The organism is Streptomyces sp. NRRL S-340, assembly GCF_000720185.1.
GTDB lineage: Bacteria > Actinomycetota > Actinomycetes > Streptomycetales > Streptomycetaceae > Streptomyces.
In genome coordinates, this window is the sequence record NZ_JOIY01000004.1 from 258,566 (window position 1) to 276,267 (window position 17,702).

17 protein-coding genes are annotated in these 17,702 nt (G+C 73.4%); 9 read left to right on the forward strand and 8 right to left on the reverse strand.

From position 1 onward, the window contains the following. Window positions 1-10 precede the first annotated feature (10 nt). On the reverse strand, window positions 11-1,630 hold the full coding sequence (locus tag IG64_RS04350) for a DUF3152 domain-containing protein (RefSeq protein ID WP_037852064.1): 1,620 nt from the start codon (window positions 1,628-1,630) through the stop codon (window positions 11-13). 8 nt (window positions 1,631-1,638) lie between these two features. Beyond that, entirely contained in the window at window positions 1,639-2,715 is a 1,077-nt protein-coding gene (locus tag IG64_RS04355) for an alpha/beta fold hydrolase (RefSeq protein ID WP_037852067.1), read from the reverse strand. A 255-nt stretch (window positions 2,716-2,970) separates the two neighbouring features. On the opposite strand from IG64_RS04355, the gene IG64_RS04360 reads away from it, so the two are divergent. The 4 genes from IG64_RS04360 (at window position 2,971) to IG64_RS04375 (ending at window position 4,963) form a co-directional block, all read left to right on the forward strand. Beyond that, on the forward strand, window positions 2,971-3,195 hold the full coding sequence (locus IG64_RS04360) for a hypothetical protein (RefSeq protein ID WP_037852069.1): 225 nt from the start codon (window positions 2,971-2,973) through the stop codon (window positions 3,193-3,195). A gap of 191 nt (window positions 3,196-3,386) precedes the next feature. Beyond that, window positions 3,387-4,031 carry a TetR/AcrR family transcriptional regulator gene (locus IG64_RS04365; RefSeq protein ID WP_037852071.1) on the forward strand — a complete coding sequence of 215 codons (645 nt, stop codon included), beginning with the start codon at window positions 3,387-3,389 and terminating at the stop codon, window positions 4,029-4,031. A 204-nt stretch (window positions 4,032-4,235) separates the two neighbouring features. Next, a complete protein-coding gene (locus tag IG64_RS04370) occupies window positions 4,236-4,463 on the forward strand; it encodes a DUF3107 domain-containing protein (RefSeq protein ID WP_037852073.1) in 228 nt (75 codons plus the stop codon). Between the two features lie 230 nt (window positions 4,464-4,693). Further along, window positions 4,694-4,963 (forward strand): hypothetical protein, encoded by a 270-nt coding sequence (locus IG64_RS04375; RefSeq protein WP_037852075.1) that lies wholly within the window; start codon window positions 4,694-4,696, stop codon window positions 4,961-4,963. Between the two features lie 338 nt (window positions 4,964-5,301). On the opposite strand, the gene IG64_RS04380 is transcribed toward IG64_RS04375, so the two are convergent. Further along, window positions 5,302-6,048, reverse strand: coding sequence for a ferritin-like fold-containing protein (locus IG64_RS04380; RefSeq protein WP_037852246.1), 747 nt, complete (start codon window positions 6,046-6,048; stop codon window positions 5,302-5,304). 528 nt (window positions 6,049-6,576) lie between these two features. Here IG64_RS04380 and IG64_RS04390 point away from each other — a divergent pair. Both IG64_RS04390 and IG64_RS04395 read left to right on the forward strand, forming a co-directional pair. Beyond that, window positions 6,577-8,979 carry a DEAD/DEAH box helicase gene (locus IG64_RS04390; protein ID WP_037852081.1) on the forward strand — a complete coding sequence of 801 codons (2,403 nt, stop codon included), beginning with the start codon at window positions 6,577-6,579 and terminating at the stop codon, window positions 8,977-8,979. A 169-nt stretch (window positions 8,980-9,148) separates the two neighbouring features. Then, window positions 9,149-10,078, forward strand: a complete 930-nt coding sequence (locus IG64_RS04395) for an alpha/beta fold hydrolase (protein ID WP_037852083.1) — start codon at window positions 9,149-9,151, stop codon at window positions 10,076-10,078. An 11-nt stretch (window positions 10,079-10,089) separates the two neighbouring features. Here IG64_RS04395 and IG64_RS04400 read toward each other — a convergent pair whose 3' ends face one another. Then, the gene (locus IG64_RS04400; RefSeq protein ID WP_107474152.1) at window positions 10,090-10,998 is read right to left on the reverse strand and encodes an NYN domain-containing protein; all 909 of its coding nucleotides are present in this window, start codon (window positions 10,996-10,998) and stop codon (window positions 10,090-10,092) included. Window positions 10,999-11,227: 229 nt separating this feature from the next. On the opposite strand from IG64_RS04400, the gene IG64_RS41465 reads away from it, so the two are divergent. After that, on the forward strand, window positions 11,228-11,380 hold the full coding sequence (locus IG64_RS41465; protein WP_018571269.1) for a hypothetical protein: 153 nt from the start codon (window positions 11,228-11,230) through the stop codon (window positions 11,378-11,380). A 115-nt stretch (window positions 11,381-11,495) separates the two neighbouring features. Here IG64_RS41465 and IG64_RS04405 read toward each other — a convergent pair whose 3' ends face one another. The 3 genes from IG64_RS04405 to IG64_RS04415 all read right to left on the reverse strand — a co-directional run bounded on the left by IG64_RS04405 (window position 11,496) and on the right by IG64_RS04415 (window position 14,053). Then, window positions 11,496-12,101 carry a MarC family protein gene (locus IG64_RS04405; RefSeq protein ID WP_037852085.1) on the reverse strand — a complete coding sequence of 202 codons (606 nt, stop codon included), beginning with the start codon at window positions 12,099-12,101 and terminating at the stop codon, window positions 11,496-11,498. A 108-nt stretch (window positions 12,102-12,209) separates the two neighbouring features. Continuing rightward, on the reverse strand, window positions 12,210-13,088 hold the full coding sequence (locus IG64_RS04410) for a PHP domain-containing protein (RefSeq protein ID WP_037852087.1): 879 nt from the start codon (window positions 13,086-13,088) through the stop codon (window positions 12,210-12,212). 323 nt (window positions 13,089-13,411) lie between these two features. Then, complete coding sequence (locus IG64_RS04415; RefSeq protein WP_037852088.1) at window positions 13,412-14,053, reverse strand: DUF6758 family protein; 642 nt, start codon at window positions 14,051-14,053, stop codon at window positions 13,412-13,414. Window positions 14,054-14,252: 199 nt separating this feature from the next. Here IG64_RS04415 and IG64_RS04420 point away from each other — a divergent pair, with 199 nt between their 5' ends. Then, the gene (locus IG64_RS04420; RefSeq protein ID WP_037852090.1) at window positions 14,253-15,482 is read left to right on the forward strand and encodes an MFS transporter; all 1,230 of its coding nucleotides are present in this window, start codon (window positions 14,253-14,255) and stop codon (window positions 15,480-15,482) included. A 31-nt stretch (window positions 15,483-15,513) separates the two neighbouring features. On the opposite strand, the gene IG64_RS04425 is transcribed toward IG64_RS04420, so the two are convergent. After that, the gene (locus IG64_RS04425) at window positions 15,514-16,098 is read right to left on the reverse strand and encodes a suppressor of fused domain protein (protein ID WP_037852091.1); all 585 of its coding nucleotides are present in this window, start codon (window positions 16,096-16,098) and stop codon (window positions 15,514-15,516) included. 470 nt (window positions 16,099-16,568) lie between these two features. Here IG64_RS04425 and IG64_RS04430 point away from each other — a divergent pair, with 470 nt between their 5' ends. Then, the gene (locus IG64_RS04430) at window positions 16,569-17,684 is read left to right on the forward strand and encodes a magnesium and cobalt transport protein CorA (RefSeq protein WP_037852092.1); all 1,116 of its coding nucleotides are present in this window, start codon (window positions 16,569-16,571) and stop codon (window positions 17,682-17,684) included. Window positions 17,685-17,702 lie beyond the last annotated feature (18 nt).

The window sequence follows — 17,702 nt, forward strand, 5'->3', positions numbered from 1 at the left end:
GGGTCCGGCGTCAACTCTTCGGATACGGCCAGGAGTTCGGCAGACAGTGGATTCCGTCATGGTCCAGGAACTTGGTCTGCTGCTGCATGACCGGAGCCGGCTCGCCGTCCTTCTGGCAGCTGACGTGGTTGTGGCCGAGGCGGTGGCCGACCTCGTGGTTGATCAGCATCTGCCGGTAGGCGTACATCCGGTCGCCGAAGGTCTTCGCGCCCTGCGCCCACCGGTAGGCGTTGATCATCACGCGCGGGGTGGCCGCCGAGTCGCAGGAGACGTTGTCCTCGGTGGTGTCCAGGCCCGACTTGGCGCACCAGGCGGCCGTGGTGCCGGGGCTGGCCAGCGTGATCACGAAGTCGCTCGCACCGGAGGAGACGCGCTCGAAGGTGCGTGCCCCGTCGTGCGCCCAGCTGCGGTCGTCGTTGAGGGTCTTCTGCACGGCGTCGGCGAAGAGCCGGGCGTCGAGGCCGAGGCCCTGTTCCACGTCGACACGGTAGGTGTACTTCCGCCCCCGGCCCGGCGCCTTCGCGGAGCCCGGGACCACGTCGAACCTGCCCGGTCCCTTGAGGGTGGGGCTGAGGGCGTACTTCAGGTTCATCTTCTGCTCGTACGTCAGCGTCTTCACGCCGGGCGAGGGGGACGGACCCGCCGGGCCGCCTGGGCCCGCGACGGAACGGGCGCCGCTGTCCTCGCCGGTGGCCGCCTGCGTCCGCGTCCCGGTCCCGGAGCGGTCGTCGCCGACCTGTCCGGCCACGATGACGGCGAGCACGGTGGTGACGGCGGCGGCCGCGATACCGGTGAAGGTACGGCCCTTGGCGCTCCTGCCCCCGGCGGGCGCGCCGGGGCCCGGGGGTGGCGCGGCACCGTCCCGGTCCCCCTCGGCGGCGCCCGCGCCGGAGCGGCCGGCCCGTCCGGCCGGGCCGGCGGGCGCGGTCGCCGGTGCCGACGGTGCCGTCGAGGGGCGCGCGACGCGGCGCGAGCGCGGGACGAAGGCGTCCGCGCCCTCGTCGAACGCGTCGAGGTAGTCCTGCCGGGGACCGCCCGCGGGCGGCGCCTGCCGCTGCCGCGGGATGGGCACGGTGGGGCCGGTGGGGCCGGTGCCGCCCGGAGCGGGGGCACCTTGCGTGGACGCGGGACGGGCCGGGGCGTCGTGGCCGGGCGGCCCGTCGTGGCCGGGCGGCCGACCGGGGCCGGCGACTGCCGGCCGTCCCCGCCCCGCGCCGCCCGCCGTCGCGGACCGCGCCCTGAACTCGCCCCAGCCACCCCCGCTTTCCCGCTGCTCGGGATGACCGCCACGGGCCTGCGGCACACCGTGGGCGGGGGTGCCGTCCGGCAGCCGGGGCACGCCGCGCGCGGGCGTCCCGTCGGGCAGCCGCGGCACGCCGTGCGCGGGCGTACCGCCGGGGAAGTGGGGGCCGCTGCCGTACCCCGAGGGCGCCGGCGCGGCGCCCTGCGCGGGCGGAGCGCCGCGGCGCTCGCGGCCTGCGTCCGCCCGTGCCGCCCCCCACGCGTCCGAGGTCTGTGCCGCCCCCGGGGCATCCCCCGTCGTCCCCGCTGTCCCCGCTGGGTCCGTCGTCTCCGTTGTTCGCGCGCTGTCGCCCTTCGGGGCAGGGCCGCGGCGGCTGTGGCGTCCCACGTGGTCCGTCAGCCTCCCAAGCCCGCGTCGCGGGCGCCCTCGTCGGCCCCCGCACCGCATTCTTCCGTACCGGATGTCTGCGCACCCGGTGCTTGCGCGCCGGATCCCTCCGGCCTGTCCGGCACCCCCGGCCCTCCCGCGTCCGCGAGCAGTTCCCGGAACGCGGTCGCCACCGTCTCCGGGTACTCCATCATCGCCACGTGCCCGGCGTCGGGCAGGGTGACCAGGCGGGAGTCACGGAAGGCGCGCGCCGCGCGCCGCGCCATGCGGTAGCCGACCAGCTGGTCCCGGCCGCCGTAGACCAGCAGCGTGGGGGCGAGGACCCGCTCGGCCTGGCGCCACAGACCGTGCTGCCCGCCCAGGGTGTACGCGTCGACGATACCGCGTGCGGAACGCGTCATCGCGTCCCAGAAGTACGGCAGTTGAAGACGCCGCTCCATCTCCTCGACCGCGTTGCGGAACCCCTCCGGGGTGACCCGCTCCGGGTCGCCGTAGCACAGGGCCATGACACCGCGGACCCGCTGCTCCGCCGTCCAGTCCCGGGTGAGCCGGGTGAACAGCGCGGTGACGCCCGGCAGCGCGAGCATTCCGGTCGGCAGGGCGGAGCGCTGGACCCGCAGTTCGGGCAGCGCGGGGGAGATCAGCGTGAGCGTACGGACGAGGTCGGGGCGCAGCGCCGCGACGCGCGTCGAGACGGCGCCGCCCAGCGAGTTGCCGAGGAGGTGGACCGGCTCACCGCCCGAGGCGTCCAGGTGGCGGATCACCGCGCGCGCGTGGGCGGTGACCGAGTAGTTGCCGTCGTCCGGGGGCGGGGAGTCGCCGAAGCCGGGCAGGTCGAGCGCCTCGCCGTCCACGTCGCCGTCCAGGAGCGCCATCAGCGCCGACCAGTTCTGCGAGGAGCCGCCGAGCCCGTGGACGCACAGGGCGCGCGGCAGCCCCTCCCGCGCGGGGGGCCGGGAGCGCACCGTCAGGGTGATTCCCGGCAGTTCGACCGAGCGCAGCCGTTCCCCCTCCTCGACCCCGGCGGGCCCCACCCTGGGAAGTACGTTGGCGGGCGGCACGGAGGGCAGCTCGGTCGAAGACATGCGGCAATGTTACGAGACGATCACGCCGCGATTCGTGTGTTCGCCGTCACAGCAGGCCCTGGCATCCCGCCCACCCCACGCACCGCACCCCAGGTGAACGCCCCGCCCGCCGCACCCCAGTACGGACGCGCACCGCATGGCATCCGGATCGGGTGTCTCCTACGCTCATACAGAGGGCACCCGCATGTAGCCCCTGCTTCTTCCAGGGACACACGAGGACATTCGCAGGGACGTTCACAGGAAGGGAGCCCCACCATGGCATTCGACCCCACCGATCCCGAGACGTTCGAGGACGAGGTCACCGAGAACGGCACGGAGATCGACGTCGAGGCCCCCGAGGACGACGCCGCCGAGCAGCAGGCCGACATCGCACCGGACCGCGACGACCCCCTGACGGGCGTCGACCCCGCCCGCGCGAACGAAGCCGATCTCGCCGAGCAGGCACGGGTCGTGTCCCTCGACGAGGACGACTACCGGTGACGGTGCCGGACCGCCGCTGAGCAGCGGCGGCGATCTCCTATGCCCGGACTCGACCTGTTGGAAACCCTCTGTGCCGGTTTCTTCACCGTCCGGTCCGTGAAATTCTGCGCTCGCACCGCGCACAGTACGGTTACCGAAAAGTACGATGGCGGCGCGGCGCACACCGCACAGGGACGACTTTGGGAGGCGGCGTGACAGCCATCGAGCAGACAGAGGCGGCGCGCCCGCGAGGCACGCGCCTGCCGCGCCGTGCCCGGCGGAACCAGCTGCTGGGCGCCGCCCAGGAAGTCTTCGTGGCACAGGGCTACCACGCCGCCGCCATGGACGACATCGCCGAGCGCGCGGGGGTCAGCAAGCCGGTGCTCTACCAGCACTTCCCGGGCAAGCTCGACCTCTACCTGGCGCTGCTGGACCAGCACTGCGAGGCGCTGATCCAGTCCGTGCGCGGCGCGCTGGCGTCGACGACCGACAACAAGCAGCGCGTGCGGGCGACGATGGACGCCTACTTCGCCTACGTCGAGGACGACGGCGGCGCCTTCCGGCTGGTCTTCGAGTCCGACCTGACGAACGAGCCCGCGGTGCGCGAGCGCGTCGACAAGGTCACCACCGAGTGCGCCGAGGCGATCTGCGACGTCATCGCCGAGGACACCGGCCTCTCCCGCGCGGAGTCGATGCTGCTCGCCTCCGGGCTGGGCGGCCTCGCGCAGGTGGTGGCCCGCTCCTGGCTGCACAGCGACCGCAGCGTCCCGCGCGACCAGGCGGTCCAGCTGCTGACCTCCCTGGCCTGGCGCGGCATCGCGGGCTTCCCGCTGCACGGCATCGAGCAGCACCACTGAGCACCCCGGCCGGCGGCACCCGAGCGGCATCGTCGGCCGACAGGCCGAGCAGCGCGCGGGAGCGCCGGGCCGGTCGTTTGTTCCCGCCCGCTGTTCGCTCCTGGCGTTCTCCGGCGGAGCATGTCCCTCCCCTCACCGGGCTAATGTGTGCTGGGTACGGCGCGGAAGGCCGCGCACTTCACTGACCGTCGGAGGGACATAGCCGTGGAGGTCAAGATCGGCGTGCAGCACGCGCCCCGCGAGATCGTTCTGGAGAGCGGTCAGAGCCCCGAGGAGGTCGAGCGGGCGGTGGCCGAGGCTCTGGCCGGCAAGTCGCAGCTGCTGACCCTCGTGGACGAGCACGGTCGCAAGGTGCTGGTCCCGGCCGAGCGTCTCGCGTACGTCGAGCTGGGCGAGCCGGCCCCGCGCAAGGTGGGCTTCGGGGCCCTGTAGGCACGGATGACAGGTGAGGCCCGGCGGCCGACGGCAGCCGGGCCCCACGTGCGTCCGCCGGCCGTCCGCCGCGTCGCTGCGCGCGCCGCCCGGGGGCTTCACAGGCCGGCGGCGGGGGGCTTCACAGGCCGCGCACGAACAGCCCACAGGTGAGGGTTGCATTCCGCAGGTCAGGGGTATGACGGGGCTACGACCGCCAGCACCGGCCGACCGTGTGGGAGGGAACCGTGATGTTCTTGGAGGCCTTCGGCTCCGCCGCGCTCGGCCTGCTGCTCGGCTGGGCCGCCCTGCGCCGTCTGTCGCACCGGCTGCCGTCCCGCCTCCTGGTGCTGTCGACGGGCGCCGGGGGCGCCCTCCTCGGAGACTTCGTCACGCACAGCGCGCTGGGCTCCGCCCCCGTGGTGTCGAGCCTGGCCGGCGCGGCGGTCGTCTCGGCCGCCTCCCTCTCCCTGCTGCTGCGCCCGGCCGGCCGCCTGCGCCGACGATCCCTGACGGCGTGAGCCGGCCCCGACGCCGTACGGCGGTTCCGGCCGCGCAAGCCGGTCCCTGACGGCGTACTGCGGTTCCGGCCGCGCACGCCCGCCCCCGCCGCCGTGCGCCGGCCCCGGTCACGCCTCGTTCGCGTGAGCCGGCTCCCGACGCCGTGAGCCGGTCCCCGACGCCGTACGGCCGCCCCCGCCGTCCCCTGGCCGAGTAAGGCGGCGCCCCTCACCGCGTAGGAGGATCGCCGCCGCGTGACCGGTGTCCCCGCGTCCGCGAGCCCGCGGGTCCTGCGAAGAGGAGGGGGGCCCGGCGGCCGAGGGCCACCGGACCGGCCGCACACCCGCCCGTGGGCCGTCTACGCGGCCAGCCCCAGCGCGGCCATCCGCTTGGTGTGCGCCTCGGTGATGCGGGTGAACATCCGGCCGACCTCGGCGAGGTCGAAGCCGTCCGCCACACCGCCGACGAGCATCGTGGACAGCGCGTCGCGGTCGGCGACGACCCGCTGCGACTGCGACAGGGCCTCGCCCATCAGCCGCCGCGCCCACAGCGCGAGCCTGCCCCCCACACGCGGGTCCGCGTCGATCGCCGCGCGCACCTTCTCGACCGCGAAACCGGCGTGCCCGGTGTCGTCGAGGACGGCCAGCACCAGCTCGCGGGTGTCGGAGTCCAGCCGGGCCGCGACCTCCCGGTAGAAGTCACTGGCGATCGAGTCGCCCACGTACGCCTTGACGAGCCCTTCCAGCCAGTCCGAGGGCGCCGTCTGCCGGTGGAAGCCGTCGAGCGCGGCGACGAAGGGGTCCATCGCCGCGGTGGGCTCCGCGCCGATCTCCGTGAGCCGGTCGCGCAGCCGCTCGAAGTGGTGGAACTCGGCCGAGGCCATCTTCGCCAGCTCCGCCTTGTCCGCGAGGGTGGGCGCCAGCTTGGCGTCCTCCGCGAGCCGTTCGAACGCCGCTAGCTCGCCGTACGCGAGCGCGCCGAGCAGGTCCACGACGGCGGCGCGGTACTGCGGGTCGGCGGCGGCCGTCGCCCAGTCCTGGGCGGCGATCCCGGTGCGTTCGGCGGGTGCGTCGGAGGCCTGGTCAGGCTTGTCAGAGCTGGTCATGAAGCGCACAATAGCCCGCTCGCGGGGCCGCGGAGAGACCTTGCCGATCAGTGTGACGACGACTACGTGACCAAATCGGCCATCGCGTGTGCGCGTTTCCGGGGTATGGTGGTAATGCGCCTGCTGGGCACGCCGGGTCTCCCGGCGCCATCCGACAGGCCGCACGCATGAGGATGCCCGGTCGGTGGCCCGATCGGCTCCGACCCGACAGCCCTCCCTGACCGTACGGCACTGTGCGTACGACGATCGGAGGGACACCCTCAGCGGTACGAGCGCTGGACCTGCCCCGTGGACAGGTCCGCAGAGCGTCGGCAGAGGTCCCGTGCCACCACGGCCGGCCCGAGCGGTTCGCCCGTACGGCCGCCGTCGTCCCCGGCACGGTCCGACACGACCCCCGCGCTCGCCTCGCACCGCACACACAGAAGAGGCAGCACCCTGACTACGACGTTCCGAGAGCTCGGAATCCTTCCCGAGACCGCCGAGGCCCTGGAGGCCGTCGGCATCATCAACCCCTTCCCCATCCAGGAGATGACGCTCCCCGTGGCCCTGTCGGGCACGGACGTCATCGGCCAGGCCAAGACCGGCACCGGCAAGACGCTGGGCTTCGGCCTCCCGCTCCTCGAGCGCGTCACCGTCCCCGCCGATGTCGAGGCCGGACGCGCCACCCCCGAATCCCTCACCGACGCCCCGCAGGCCCTCGTCGTCGTCCCCACGCGCGAGCTGTGCGTCCAGGTCACCAACGACCTGCTGACCGCCGGCAAGGTGCGCAACGTGCGGGTCCTCGCGATCTACGGCGGCCGGGCCTACGAGCCCCAGGTCGAGGCCCTGAAGAAGGGCGTCGACGTGGTCGTCGGCACCCCGGGCCGCCTGCTGGACCTGGCCGGCCAGAAGAAGCTCGACCTCAAGCACGTCAGGGCGCTCGTCCTGGACGAGGCCGACGAGATGCTCGACCTGGGCTTCCTGCCCGACGTCGAGAAGATCATCGGCATGCTGCCGGCCAAGCGCCAGACCATGCTGTTCTCGGCGACCATGCCCGGCGCGGTCATCGGTCTGGCCCGCCGCTACATGTCCCGGCCCACGCACATCCGCGCCACCGCGCCGGACGACGAGGGCGTGACGGTCGCGAACATCAAGCAGTTCGTCTACCGCGCGCACAACATGGACAAGCCGGAGATGGTCGCCCGCATACTGCAGTCCGAGGGCCGCGGACTGGCGATGATCTTCTGCCGGACCAAGCGCACGGCCGCCGACATCGCCGAGCAGCTCCAGCGCCGCGGTTTCGCCTCCGGCGCGGTCCACGGCGACCTGGGCCAGGGCGCCCGCGAACAGGCGCTGCGCGCCTTCCGCAACGGCAAGGTCGACGTCCTCGTCTGCACCGACGTCGCCGCGCGCGGCATCGACGTCGAGGGCGTCACCCACGTCATCAACTACCAGTCCCCCGAGGACGAGAAGACCTACCTGCACCGGGTCGGCCGTACCGGTCGCGCGGGCGCCAAGGGCACGGCGATCACGCTCGTCGACTGGGACGACATCCCGCGCTGGCAGCTGATCAACAAGGCGCTGGAGCTGGACTTCAACGACCCGGTGGAGACGTACTCGAGCTCCCCGCACCTGTTCTCCGACCTCGGCATCCCCGAGGGCACGAAGGGCACCCTGCCGCGCTCGGAGCGCACCCGCGCCGGACTGGCCGCGGAGGAGCTGGAGGACCTCGGCGAGACCGGTGGCCGCGGTGCCCGCGGGCGCGGCGCCCGGGGCGGTCGCCCCGAGGGACGGTCCGCCGACCGCGAGCACGAGCGTGACCGCGAGCGTCCCGAGCGCACCCCGCGCCGCCGGCGCCGCACGCGCAATGGCGCGGCGGTCGACCCGGCCGCGCCCGCCGCCGGTACGCCCGACGTGGCCGCGCCGGCCGAGCCGGCGTCCACGGAGGAGGCCGCCGGCCCCCGCACCCCGCGCCGCCGACGGCGCACGCGCGCCGGTGCGCACCCGCAGCAGGCGGCGCCCGCGGCGGTGACGGCCACCGAGCCGGTGACCTCCTCGTCCGCGGCCACGGCGCAGCCCGCCGAGGCCCCGGTGACGGAGGCGGCCGCTCTGGACACGCAGCAGGCCCCTGCGGCCGTCGAAGCGGTCGAGGCCGTGGAGAAGCCGCGCCGCCGCCGCACCCGCAGGGCCGCGGAGCCCACGGTGACGACGACGGTGACGGCGTCCGAGTCCGCGCCCGCCGAGACGGTCACGGCCGTGCCCGAGACCGGCGCCGAGGCGGCCGCCCCGGCTCCCCGTCGTCGTACCCGCAAGGCGGCCACCGCCGAGGTCACCGCCGAGACGGTGACCGACACCGCCGAAGCGGCGCCCGCCGAGGCCAAGCCCAAGCGCACCCGTAAGACCGCCGCCGCCAAGGAGACCGCCGCCGAGACGACGGAAACCCCCGACGCCGAGGCCAAGCCCAAGCGCGCCACCCGCAAGAAGGCCACCGCCGCACAGGCACCGGAAGCCGCCCAGGCCGCCGTGGACACCGCCGAAGGCACCCTCGCGGAGGCCAAGCCCAAGCGCGCCCCGCGCAAGAAGGCCGCCACCGCCGAGGTCACCGCCGAGACGGTGACCGACACCGCCGAGGCCGCGCCCGCCGAGGCCAAGCCCAAGCGCACCCGCAAGACCGCCGCCGCCAAGGCGACCGCCGCCGAGACGACGGAAACCCCCGACGCCGAGGCCAAGCCCAAGCGCGCCACCCGCAAGAAGGCCACCGCCGCACAGGCACCGGAAGCCACCGAGGCCGCGGAGGCGGAGGCCAAGCCGCGCCGCCGTGCCCGTAAGGCCGCCGGGACCGCCGACGCCGCCGGGGCGGAGATCCCGGCGCAGGCGACCGGCGAGCCGGAGGCCGCACCGCGCCGCAGGGCCCGCAAGACGGCCGCGGCCGTGGAGTCCGCGGAGGCGTGAGCCGACGGGCGTCCGGCGGACGCCCCTGGTTCGACGACGGCCCGGTCCACCTCGTGTGGGCCGGGCCGTCGTCGTTCCCGCGTCCGGGCCGGCCCGCACGGGACGCCTGGCCGGAGCCCCCGCACGAGGCGGACCGGCCGCCTCGTCCCGCGCCCGATAACCTCACCGCATGAGCAGGCCTGCGACCTTCGTCCCGCCGCCCGGTGCCCGCGGCTACCGGCTGCGGACCGCGCGCGGTGAGTTCGCCGTCGTCGACGCGCCCGCGGCGGCCGGTGCCGAGCCCAGGGGCACGGCGCTGCTGCTGCCCGGATTCACCGGCAGCAAGGAGGACTTCAACCCGCTGCACGCACCGCTGGCCGCGCGCGGGTACCGGACCGTGGCCGTGGACGGGCGCGGCCAGTTCGAGTCGGACGGGCCCGAGGACGACGAGTCCGCCTACGCGCAGGAGCAGCTCGCCCGGGACGTCCTCGCACAGGCCGCCGCGCTCGGTACGCCGCTGCACCTGGTGGGGCACTCCCTCGGCGGCCACATCGCCCGCGCGGCCGTGCTGCTCGACCCTTCCCCGTTCGTCTCGCTCACCCTCATGTCGTCCGGACCGGCACAGGTCTCCCTCCCGCAGCAGCAGCGCGTGAAGCTGCTGCGGGACGCGCTCGCGGTGATGTCGATGGCCGAGGTCTGGGAGGTCATCCGGTCGATGGAGCGTCCCGCGGCGGCTCCCGGAGAAGGGGACGGGTCCCTCGCGGCGGCGCCCGGGGAGGGCCCCCGCCCCCTGGCGGCGGGCCTCGACCCGGCCGCCGGCGACCGGGAGGACCTGCGCCGTCGCTGGCTGGGCACCAAGCCCGCGCAGCTCCTCGCCACCGGCCGCCTGCTGTGCACGGAACCGGACCGGGTCGACGCTCTCGCCGCCGTCGCGCTGCCGTTCCATGTGCTCTCGGGCGCCCGGGACGACGCCTGGCCGGTGCCGCTGCTGGACGACATGGCCGTACGGCTGGGGGCCCGGCGCACGGTCGTCGAGGGCGCCGAGCACTCCCCCAACTGCGACCGGCCGCTCGCCACCGCCCGCGCGCTCGCCGACTTCTGGGACAGCACGGGCCGGTAGGCGCGTCCGGCTCAGTACTGCGCCTGGAGGTGGTCCCAGAAGCCGTCCCGCAGGGCGCGCCGCAGGTCGGCCTGGCCGCGCAGCGAGTACTGGAGCAGGCCCTCGGCCTCGACCAGCAGGTCCTGGTCCACCGAGCCGGGCAGGTAGGGGTGGCCGGGGAGGAGTTCGGCGAGGCTGTCCCGGCCGCGGGCCGCGAGCCACTTCGCGGCGATCTGCGCGCCGACGAAGCGGACGTCCTCGCGGCTCGGCCGGGCGGTGCCGGCGGGGTCGTACGTCACCGCCGTGCGCCGGGAGACGTAGGGCTTGAAGAAGTCGAGGTCGAGGGTGCGCTGGCTGTCGACCTCCCACAGCAGCGGCTCGGCCTGGTTGCGGCCCTCGGGGGCCTCGATGCCCCACAGGTGGACCCGCGCGCCGTAGCCCTGGGCGGCCTCCACGGCGGAGACCAGGTCCTCGTCGCCGCCGAGCAGGGCGGCGTCGCTGATGGCGCGGTGCCGGGCCAGGGACTCCAGGTCCGAGCGGATGAGGGAGTCGACGCCCTTCTGCTGGTTGTTGGCGTTGAGGTTGCCGAGACGGACCTTGACGTCGGGCAGTTCGGCGATGGACTGCTGCTCGGCGGTGTGGATGCGGCGCCGGGCGCCGTCGTACCAGTACACGCGCAGCAGCCGGCTGTCGGCGAAGATCGTGCGGGCGCGGTCGATCAGCGCGTCGATGAGACCCTCCGCGTCCAGGTCGAAGGCGCGGCGGTCCTCGGTGCCGGCCACGAGGCGGCCCGCGGCGGCGTAGAGGTACCCGGCGTCGACGAAGATCGCGTGCGTCGAGGGTGTCTTGGCCACCTCGGCGAGCATGCGTTCCAGCAGCTGGTTCGTGCGGTCGATGCGGGCGGCCAGCGCCGCGCGGTCCTCGTTCATGGCCTCGTTCATCGGGTCCATTGTCCTGGTGGTCACGCTGCGAACACAACCGGTCCCGGTCGGTCGTTCGAAGTCCCTGACGCGTCAGTAATTAGACGGTCGAAAATTTTCTTTAGCGTAGGGAATGTTCGTCACGGGGAACCCGTTGACTACATACGGAGCACGGGGCGCCGTAGCCACGTGCACCATCCATCTCACAGTAATTCTCCGCAGGAGGATGACCAGACGAAGGGAGAAGCCAGTGCGCTTCGAGATCATGCGACTCGACGAGGTCGACGGCACCACCGTGGACAGCACCGTCGTGGACGCCGCCTCCGTCAATCGGATCGTTCAGCAGGCCGCGGCCATCGGCCAGCGCCTCTGGATCCGCCCGGCCGACACCCCGGCCTCGTAACACCGGGCCGGATTTCACACTTCGGAGCCCCCGCACGGCACGCGTGAGCGATGCCGCGGCGGGGGCTCCGTCCGTCGGTCCGGCCCGCCGCGGCGGGCCGGGCGGGCCGGGACCGTCAGGCGCCCCGGACGACCTGGGTGATGCCGTTGATGATCTGCTGGACGGCGATCGCGGAGAGCATCATGCCCGCCAGCCGCGTCACCAGGACCACGCCGCCGTCCTTGATCACCCGGATGATCAGCAGCGAGTAGCGCATGACCAGCCACAGCACGACGTGGATGGCGAGGATCGCCGACCACACCGAGATCTGGCTGCCGACGCTGCCGGCCTTCTGCACGGCGAGGATGACGGACACGATCGCGCCGGGGCCCGCCAGCAGCGGCATGCCCAGCGGGACCAGGGCGACGTTGACGTCCTTGGTCGCCTTGGGCTCGTCGGTCTTGCCGGTGAGCAGGTCCAGGGCGATCAGCAGCAGGAGCAGTCCGCCCGCGATCATCAGCGCGGGGACGGACACGTGCAGGTAGTCGAGGATCTGGTGGCCGAGCACACCGAACACGGCGATGACACCGCCGGCCACGCAGACGGCCTGGAAAGCCATCCGCTTCTGGATCTTGGCGGGGCGTCCGGCGGTCAGCGCGAGGAAGATCGGGGTGATCCCGGGGGGATCCATGATGACAAAAAGGGTGAGGAACAGGGAGCCGAAGACGGCAGCGTCGAACATCGTCTGAACAGGCCTTGCGTACGTGCGGAGAGGGGGAAGGAAAAAGGCAGGGGTGGGTGCGGGAGCGCCCGGTGAGCCGGAGGGAGGTCAGAGGGTGGCAGGGGCCTGTCAGGCCGCGCCCGCGTCCGTGCGGCTTCCGCCGGCGCCCGGCACCGGGAACGCGCCGGTCGCCCGCCGCGTGATCTCCCCGTACACGTCGGGGTCGGTGGTGAACTCGCCCAGGGAGACGGTCTTGCGGCTGCCGTGGTAGTCGCTGGAGCCGGTGACCAGCAGTCCCAGCTCCTTCGCCAGGCCGCGCAGCCGGGCCCGGGTGTCCGGGTCGTGGTCCATGTGGTCGGCCTCGATGCCGTCGAGTCCGGCGGCGGCCAGCTCGGCGATGGCGGACTCCGGGACCGTGCGGCCGCGCTTGGCCGCGGCGGGGTGGGCGAAGACGCAGACCCCGCCTGCGCCCTTGACCAGGCGGATCGCCTCGAACGGGTCCGTCTCGTGCTTGGCGACCCAGGCCCGGCCGCCGTCGGCCAGCCACTGTCCGGTGAAGGCGTCGCTCACGGTCGGCACGACGCCCAGTTCCACGAGCGCGGAGGCGACGTGCGGCCGCCCGACCGAGCCGTCGCCGGCGATCCGCGCGACCTGCTCCCAGGTGACCGGGACGCCCAGCGCGTTCAGCTTGGCGACCATGCCCTTGGCGCGGGGCACCCGGTCGTCGCGGACCAGCTCCCGCTCGGCGAGCAGGGCGGGCTCCTCGGGGTCGAAGAGGTAGGCCAGCAGGTGCATGCTGACGCCGTCGAGACGGCACGACAGCTCGGCGCCGGTGACCAGGGTGAGTCCCTCGGGGAGCGCGGCCACGGCCTCGGCGTGCCCGCGCGTAGTGTCGTGGTCGGTCAGCGCGACGACGTCCAGTCCGGCCGCGGCGGCGTTCAGCACCAGCTCGGCCGGGGTGTCCGTGCCGTCGGAAGCGGTGGAGTGGGTGTGCAGGTCGATACGCACGACACGGACTCCAGGCGACGGGACGGAAAGGGACACTCAAGGATAACGGGAGACAAGGGATGCCTTGTCACACCCGCCACCCCGTTCCACCCCCTACAGAAGCCGCCCGGGGGCGGCGGCGGCCGTGGAGCGCCGCCCACCCGCGGCCGGAGCGGCCGCAGAGCGGTGCGGTCCGCTCACGGCCGGAGCGACCCGGGGGGGGACGGTCCGCCGCGGGTCGGGCCGCCCGCGGCGGCGGCAGCCCATCGCGCGGTCCGCCCACGCGGCGGCCGCAGGCCGCGGACCGCTACGGCCGCAGCAGCCGCGGCGCGCCACCTGCCTGCCTACGGCTGGAGCAGCCGCGGCGACAGTGCCCCGCACGGCACCAGGTCGATCTCGGCGCCCGCGTCCCGCAGGTCGGCCAGGACCAGTTCGTCGTACATCAGCAGGCCCGACTGCTCGGGCCAGACGACCGCCCACAGCCACAGCCCGCAGGCCTCGCCCGCGAAGACGGCGCGGTCGGCCGGGACACCGGAGACGTGCCACAGCGGGGTCGGGCGGCCCGCGGCCAGCACCTTCGCGTCCGGCGGCTTCTCGACGTTCAGACAGGGGCCCGGGTCGGGGCCCTCGATGCCGGCGTAGCGGGCGCCGAGTCCGACGCCGAGCTCCTCGGCGACCAGGATCAGCTCCCCCACGCCGCCGAGCGGGCCGGGGCCCGAGCAGGCCACGGCGCTCGCGCGGCCGCCGCTGCGGTCGTCACCCGCACCGGCCACGCCCGTGAAGAGCCAGCCGACGGGGAGCGGCCACGGCATCCACACGGGCACCTGGGTGCGGTGCACCACGACGCCGAGCCCCTCGACGCTGGGCGGGGTCACGGGCTGCACGGGATACACCGTCCCGTGGACGGCGCACTGCCAGGTGTCGCTGAAGAGTCCGGGAGCCCTGACCCGGCCACCGCACTTCGGGCAACTGGGTTCGCCCCTCATAGAGCCCCACGCTCCTACCCGGACCGCGCCGCGTCAAGGACGATCACCCGTCCGGAGGGAACCGCTCCGCCGAACCAAGTAGATGCATCTTGCATTAATTAGCCGCGCTAACTTACTATGTGCATACGCCAACCATATGGCCGCCCCACCACCTCGTCCCCCGCACTTCCCCTTCCCTCCAGTCCGGATTGGAGCACTCATGGCCGCGGACCCCTTCGACGCGGGTGCCGGCAGCATCCTGCGGCAGCCGAAGGCAGTCTGGGCGACGGCCGGCGCGTCCGTCGTCGCCTTCATGGGCATCGGTCTGGTCGACCCGATCCTGCCCTCCATCGCCAAGGGCCTGGACGCCACCGCCAGCCAGGTCTCCCTGCTGTTCACCTCGTACTTCCTGATCACCGCCGTGGCGATGCTGGTGACCGGCTTCGTCTCCAGCCGCATCGGCGGCCGCAAGACGCTGCTGCTCGGCCTCGCCTTCGTCGTGGTCTTCGCCGGGCTCGCCGGCACCTCCGGCTCGGTCGGCCAGCTGGTCGGGTTCCGGGCCGGCTGGGGCCTGGGCAACGCGCTCTTCGTCTCCACCGCGCTCGCGGTCATCGTCGGCGCGGCGGCGGGCGGCAGCGCGGCGGCCATCCTGCTCTACGAGTCCGCGCTCGGCCTCGGCATGGCGTGCGGCCCGCTGGTGGGCGCCCTGCTGGGCAACGCCAGCTGGCGCTACCCGTTCTTCGGCACCGCGTGCCTCATGGCCGTCGGCTTCCTGTGCATCACGGCGTTCCTCAAGGAGCAGCCCAAGCCGGCCCGCAAGACCTCACTGCTCGACCCGGTCAAGGCGCTCGGCCACGGCGGCCTCGCCTCGGCGGCGGTCTCGGCGTTCTTCTACAACTACACGTTCTTCACCGTGCTGGCCTTCACGCCGTTCGTGCTGAACATGACGCCGTACAAGTCGGGCGCGGTGTTCTTCGCCTGGGGCCTGCTGCTCGCCGTCTTCTCCGTACTGGTGGCCCCGCGCATGCAGGCGCGGTTCGGGTCGCTGAAGGTGCTCGGCGGCTCCCTGGTGCTGCTCGCCGCCGACGTGATCGTCCTCGGCTACGGCAGCCACACCACGGCGATCGTCTGCACCATCCTGTCCGGCGCGTTCATCGGCGTGAACAACACCGTCTACACCGAGCTGGCGCTCGGCGTCTCGGACGCGCCGCGCCCGGTGGCGAGCGCGGGCTACAACTTCGTGCGCTGGTTCGCCGCGGCGGCGGCTCCGTACCTGGCGCCGAAGATCGAGGAGTGGACCGACGTCCACGTCCCGTTCGTGGTCGCCGGCGCCACCGCCGTGGTGGGCGCGCTGGTGGTCCTGGTGCGGCGCCGGGCCCTCGCCCACGAGGCGGAGGAGCTGGAGCCGCGCCACGCGACGGAGGACGGGGTCACGGTTTTCGCCAACTGACGCGCTCCACCCGGCTCTTGGGTGAGTTCGGTCACTCCAGCGGCACGGACCGGCGGGCAGGGTCCCGCAGGTCCGTGCCGCTGCTCAGCCAGCGCTCCTGGAGGGCCTGCGCGCCGTGCACCCGCTTCCAAGCGGCCTCGTTCGGCGTCATCGGCAGCAGCGGCAGGAACCGTACGGGATCCAGCGGCGCGTCGAGTTCCAGGTCCTCCACCAGGCCGCCCGGCTCGGCCACCAGGACCGAGGTGAAGGGCGCACCCGGCCACAGCGCGTCCCCCACGTCGAGGGAGGCGCCGGGGGCCACGACCACGCCCTCGACCTGCGGGGACGCGCCGAGCACGGCGAGCGGGCGGAGCACCTTGTCGGTGTCGGCGAGCCCGGCCCGCACACTCAGCACCAGTTCGGCGCGCGGTCCCTTGACCGGGTCGGCGAGCATCGCCGTGGGGTCCGCCATGGGGTGGGCGGACATGCCGAGGGTGGCGTACCGGACGATGTCGCCCTCCAGGAAGCGCAGCACCTCGATACGGTCCGTGCCGAGGAAGGTGACCGCCGCGCGCGCGTCCGGCTCGCCCAGCGCGGAGCGCAACCGGGCCTCGACCAGAGGAAGAACATCTGCCATGCCGCGAGCATAGAACTCGTCAGTACCCGGCAAAGCGGCACCTTGACACGTCGGCCGACTGATACTCTTGCCCGTGGTTCGGGGCAGCACGCAGAGCGTCGCCATCAGGCTCCGGACACCGATGGGACTCCCTTACGAGGGACCGGCCGGAGGAGGTGGGGCTGTCATGGATCGAAGTCGACCGTGCAGTAGCACCCGCTCTTCCCGCCGCTGATGTAGCTGTTCCGGCTCCGGCTGACCCGCCACCTCTCGCCTTCGTGCCCCCCGCGCGTCGTACGGAAGAGCACTTCGTTTCGTTTGCCTGATCGCCCGATCTGACCGATCGAATCAGTGACGAAGCCCGTCACCGCGTCGGTGCGGTGCTCCCCGCTTTGTGGACGTGCGAAACATCCGCACACCGGACGTCCTCATTCCGGGCAGTTCCGACCGTCGTCGGCGCTCTTCGTCGCTCGTCACGAAGGAGCCCCGCCATGTCGATGATCCGTGACCTGCGTGCCGTGGTCCGCCCGTCCCGCCCCACGCAGCGCAAGGACAGCGGCACGTACGACACCACCCGCGACCCGGCCACCCCCTCGGCCGTCGTCGACTGCGCCGTCTACCGCGACGGCACCCGTCTGGAGACCCCCGCGCCGCTCACCCCGCAGGAGGCGATGCGCCAGGTGCGGCGCGACGGGGGCTTCGTGTGGATCGGGCTGCACGAGCCGACCGAGTCCGAATTCGCGGGCATCGCCTCGGAGTTCGGCCTGCACCCCCTCGCCGTCGAGGACGCCGTCCAGGCCCACCAGCGGCCCAAGCTGGAGCGCTACGACGACTCCCTGTTCACCGTCTTCAAGACCATCCACTACGTCGACCACGACCAGCTCACCGCCAACAGCGAGGTGGTCGAGACCGGCGAGGTGATGTGCTTCACCGGGCGGGACTTCTTCATCACCGTCCGGCACGGCGGGCAGGGCTCGCTGCGGGCCCTGCGCCACCGGCTCCAGGACGACCCCGAGCTGCTGGCCAAGGGCCCCTCGGCGGTGCTGCACGCCATCGCCGACCACGTCGTCGACGGCTACATCGCGGTCGCCTCCGCCCTCCAGGACGACGTGGACGAGGTCGAGACCGAGGTGTTCTCGCCGGGCCGCGGACGTACCCCGCGCGGCACCGACGCCGGACGGATCTACCAGCTCAAGCGCGAGGTCATGGAGTTCAAGCGCGCGGTGTCGCCGCTGCTGCGGCCCATGCAGCTGCTGAGCGAGCGGCCGATGCGGCTGATCGACCCGGACATCCAGAAGTACTTCCGCGACGTCGCCGACCACCTGGCCCGCGTCCAGGAGCAGGTCATCGGCTTCGACGAACTGCTCAACTCCATCCTCCAGGCCAACCTCGCCCAGGCGTCCGTCGCCCAGAACGAGGACATGCGGAAGATCACCGCGTGGGCCGCGATCATCGCCGTACCGACGATGGTCTGCGGGGTCTACGGCATGAACTTCAAGTACATGCCCGAGACGCACTGGAGGTACGGCTACCCGGTGGTCATGGCCGTCACCGCCGCGATCTGTCTCGGCATCCACCGCACCCTCAAGCGCAACGGCTGGCTGTGACCGCCGGCGCCGCGCCGG

Bases quoted from the DNA above. Each gene is read 5' to 3' on its own strand.
- IG64_RS04355 (WP_037852067.1), bottom strand. From the start codon at position 2,715: ATGTCTTCGACCGAGCTGCCCTCCGTGCCGCCCGCCAACGTACTTCCC.
- IG64_RS04360 (WP_037852069.1), top strand. From the start codon at position 2,971: ATGGCATTCGACCCCACCGATCCCGAGACGTTCGAGGACGAGGTCACC.
- IG64_RS04375 (WP_037852075.1), top strand. From the start codon at position 4,694: ATGTTCTTGGAGGCCTTCGGCTCCGCCGCGCTCGGCCTGCTGCTCGGC.
- IG64_RS04415 (WP_037852088.1), bottom strand. From the start codon at position 14,053: ATGAGGGGCGAACCCAGTTGCCCGAAGTGCGGTGGCCGGGTCAGGGCT.
- IG64_RS04420 (WP_037852090.1), top strand. From the start codon at position 14,253: ATGGCCGCGGACCCCTTCGACGCGGGTGCCGGCAGCATCCTGCGGCAG.
- IG64_RS04405 (WP_037852085.1), bottom strand. From the start codon at position 12,101: ATGTTCGACGCTGCCGTCTTCGGCTCCCTGTTCCTCACCCTTTTTGTC.
- IG64_RS04400 (WP_107474152.1), bottom strand. From the start codon at position 10,998: ATGAACGAGGCCATGAACGAGGACCGCGCGGCGCTGGCCGCCCGCATC.
- IG64_RS04430 (WP_037852092.1), top strand. From the start codon at position 16,569: ATGTCGATGATCCGTGACCTGCGTGCCGTGGTCCGCCCGTCCCGCCCC.
- IG64_RS04395 (WP_037852083.1), top strand. From the start codon at position 9,149: ATGAGCAGGCCTGCGACCTTCGTCCCGCCGCCCGGTGCCCGCGGCTAC.
- IG64_RS04380 (WP_037852246.1), bottom strand. From the start codon at position 6,048: ATGACCAGCTCTGACAAGCCTGACCAGGCCTCCGACGCACCCGCCGAA.
- IG64_RS04425 (WP_037852091.1), bottom strand. From the start codon at position 16,098: ATGGCAGATGTTCTTCCTCTGGTCGAGGCCCGGTTGCGCTCCGCGCTG.
- IG64_RS04390 (WP_037852081.1), top strand. From the start codon at position 6,577: ATGACGCTCCCCGTGGCCCTGTCGGGCACGGACGTCATCGGCCAGGCC.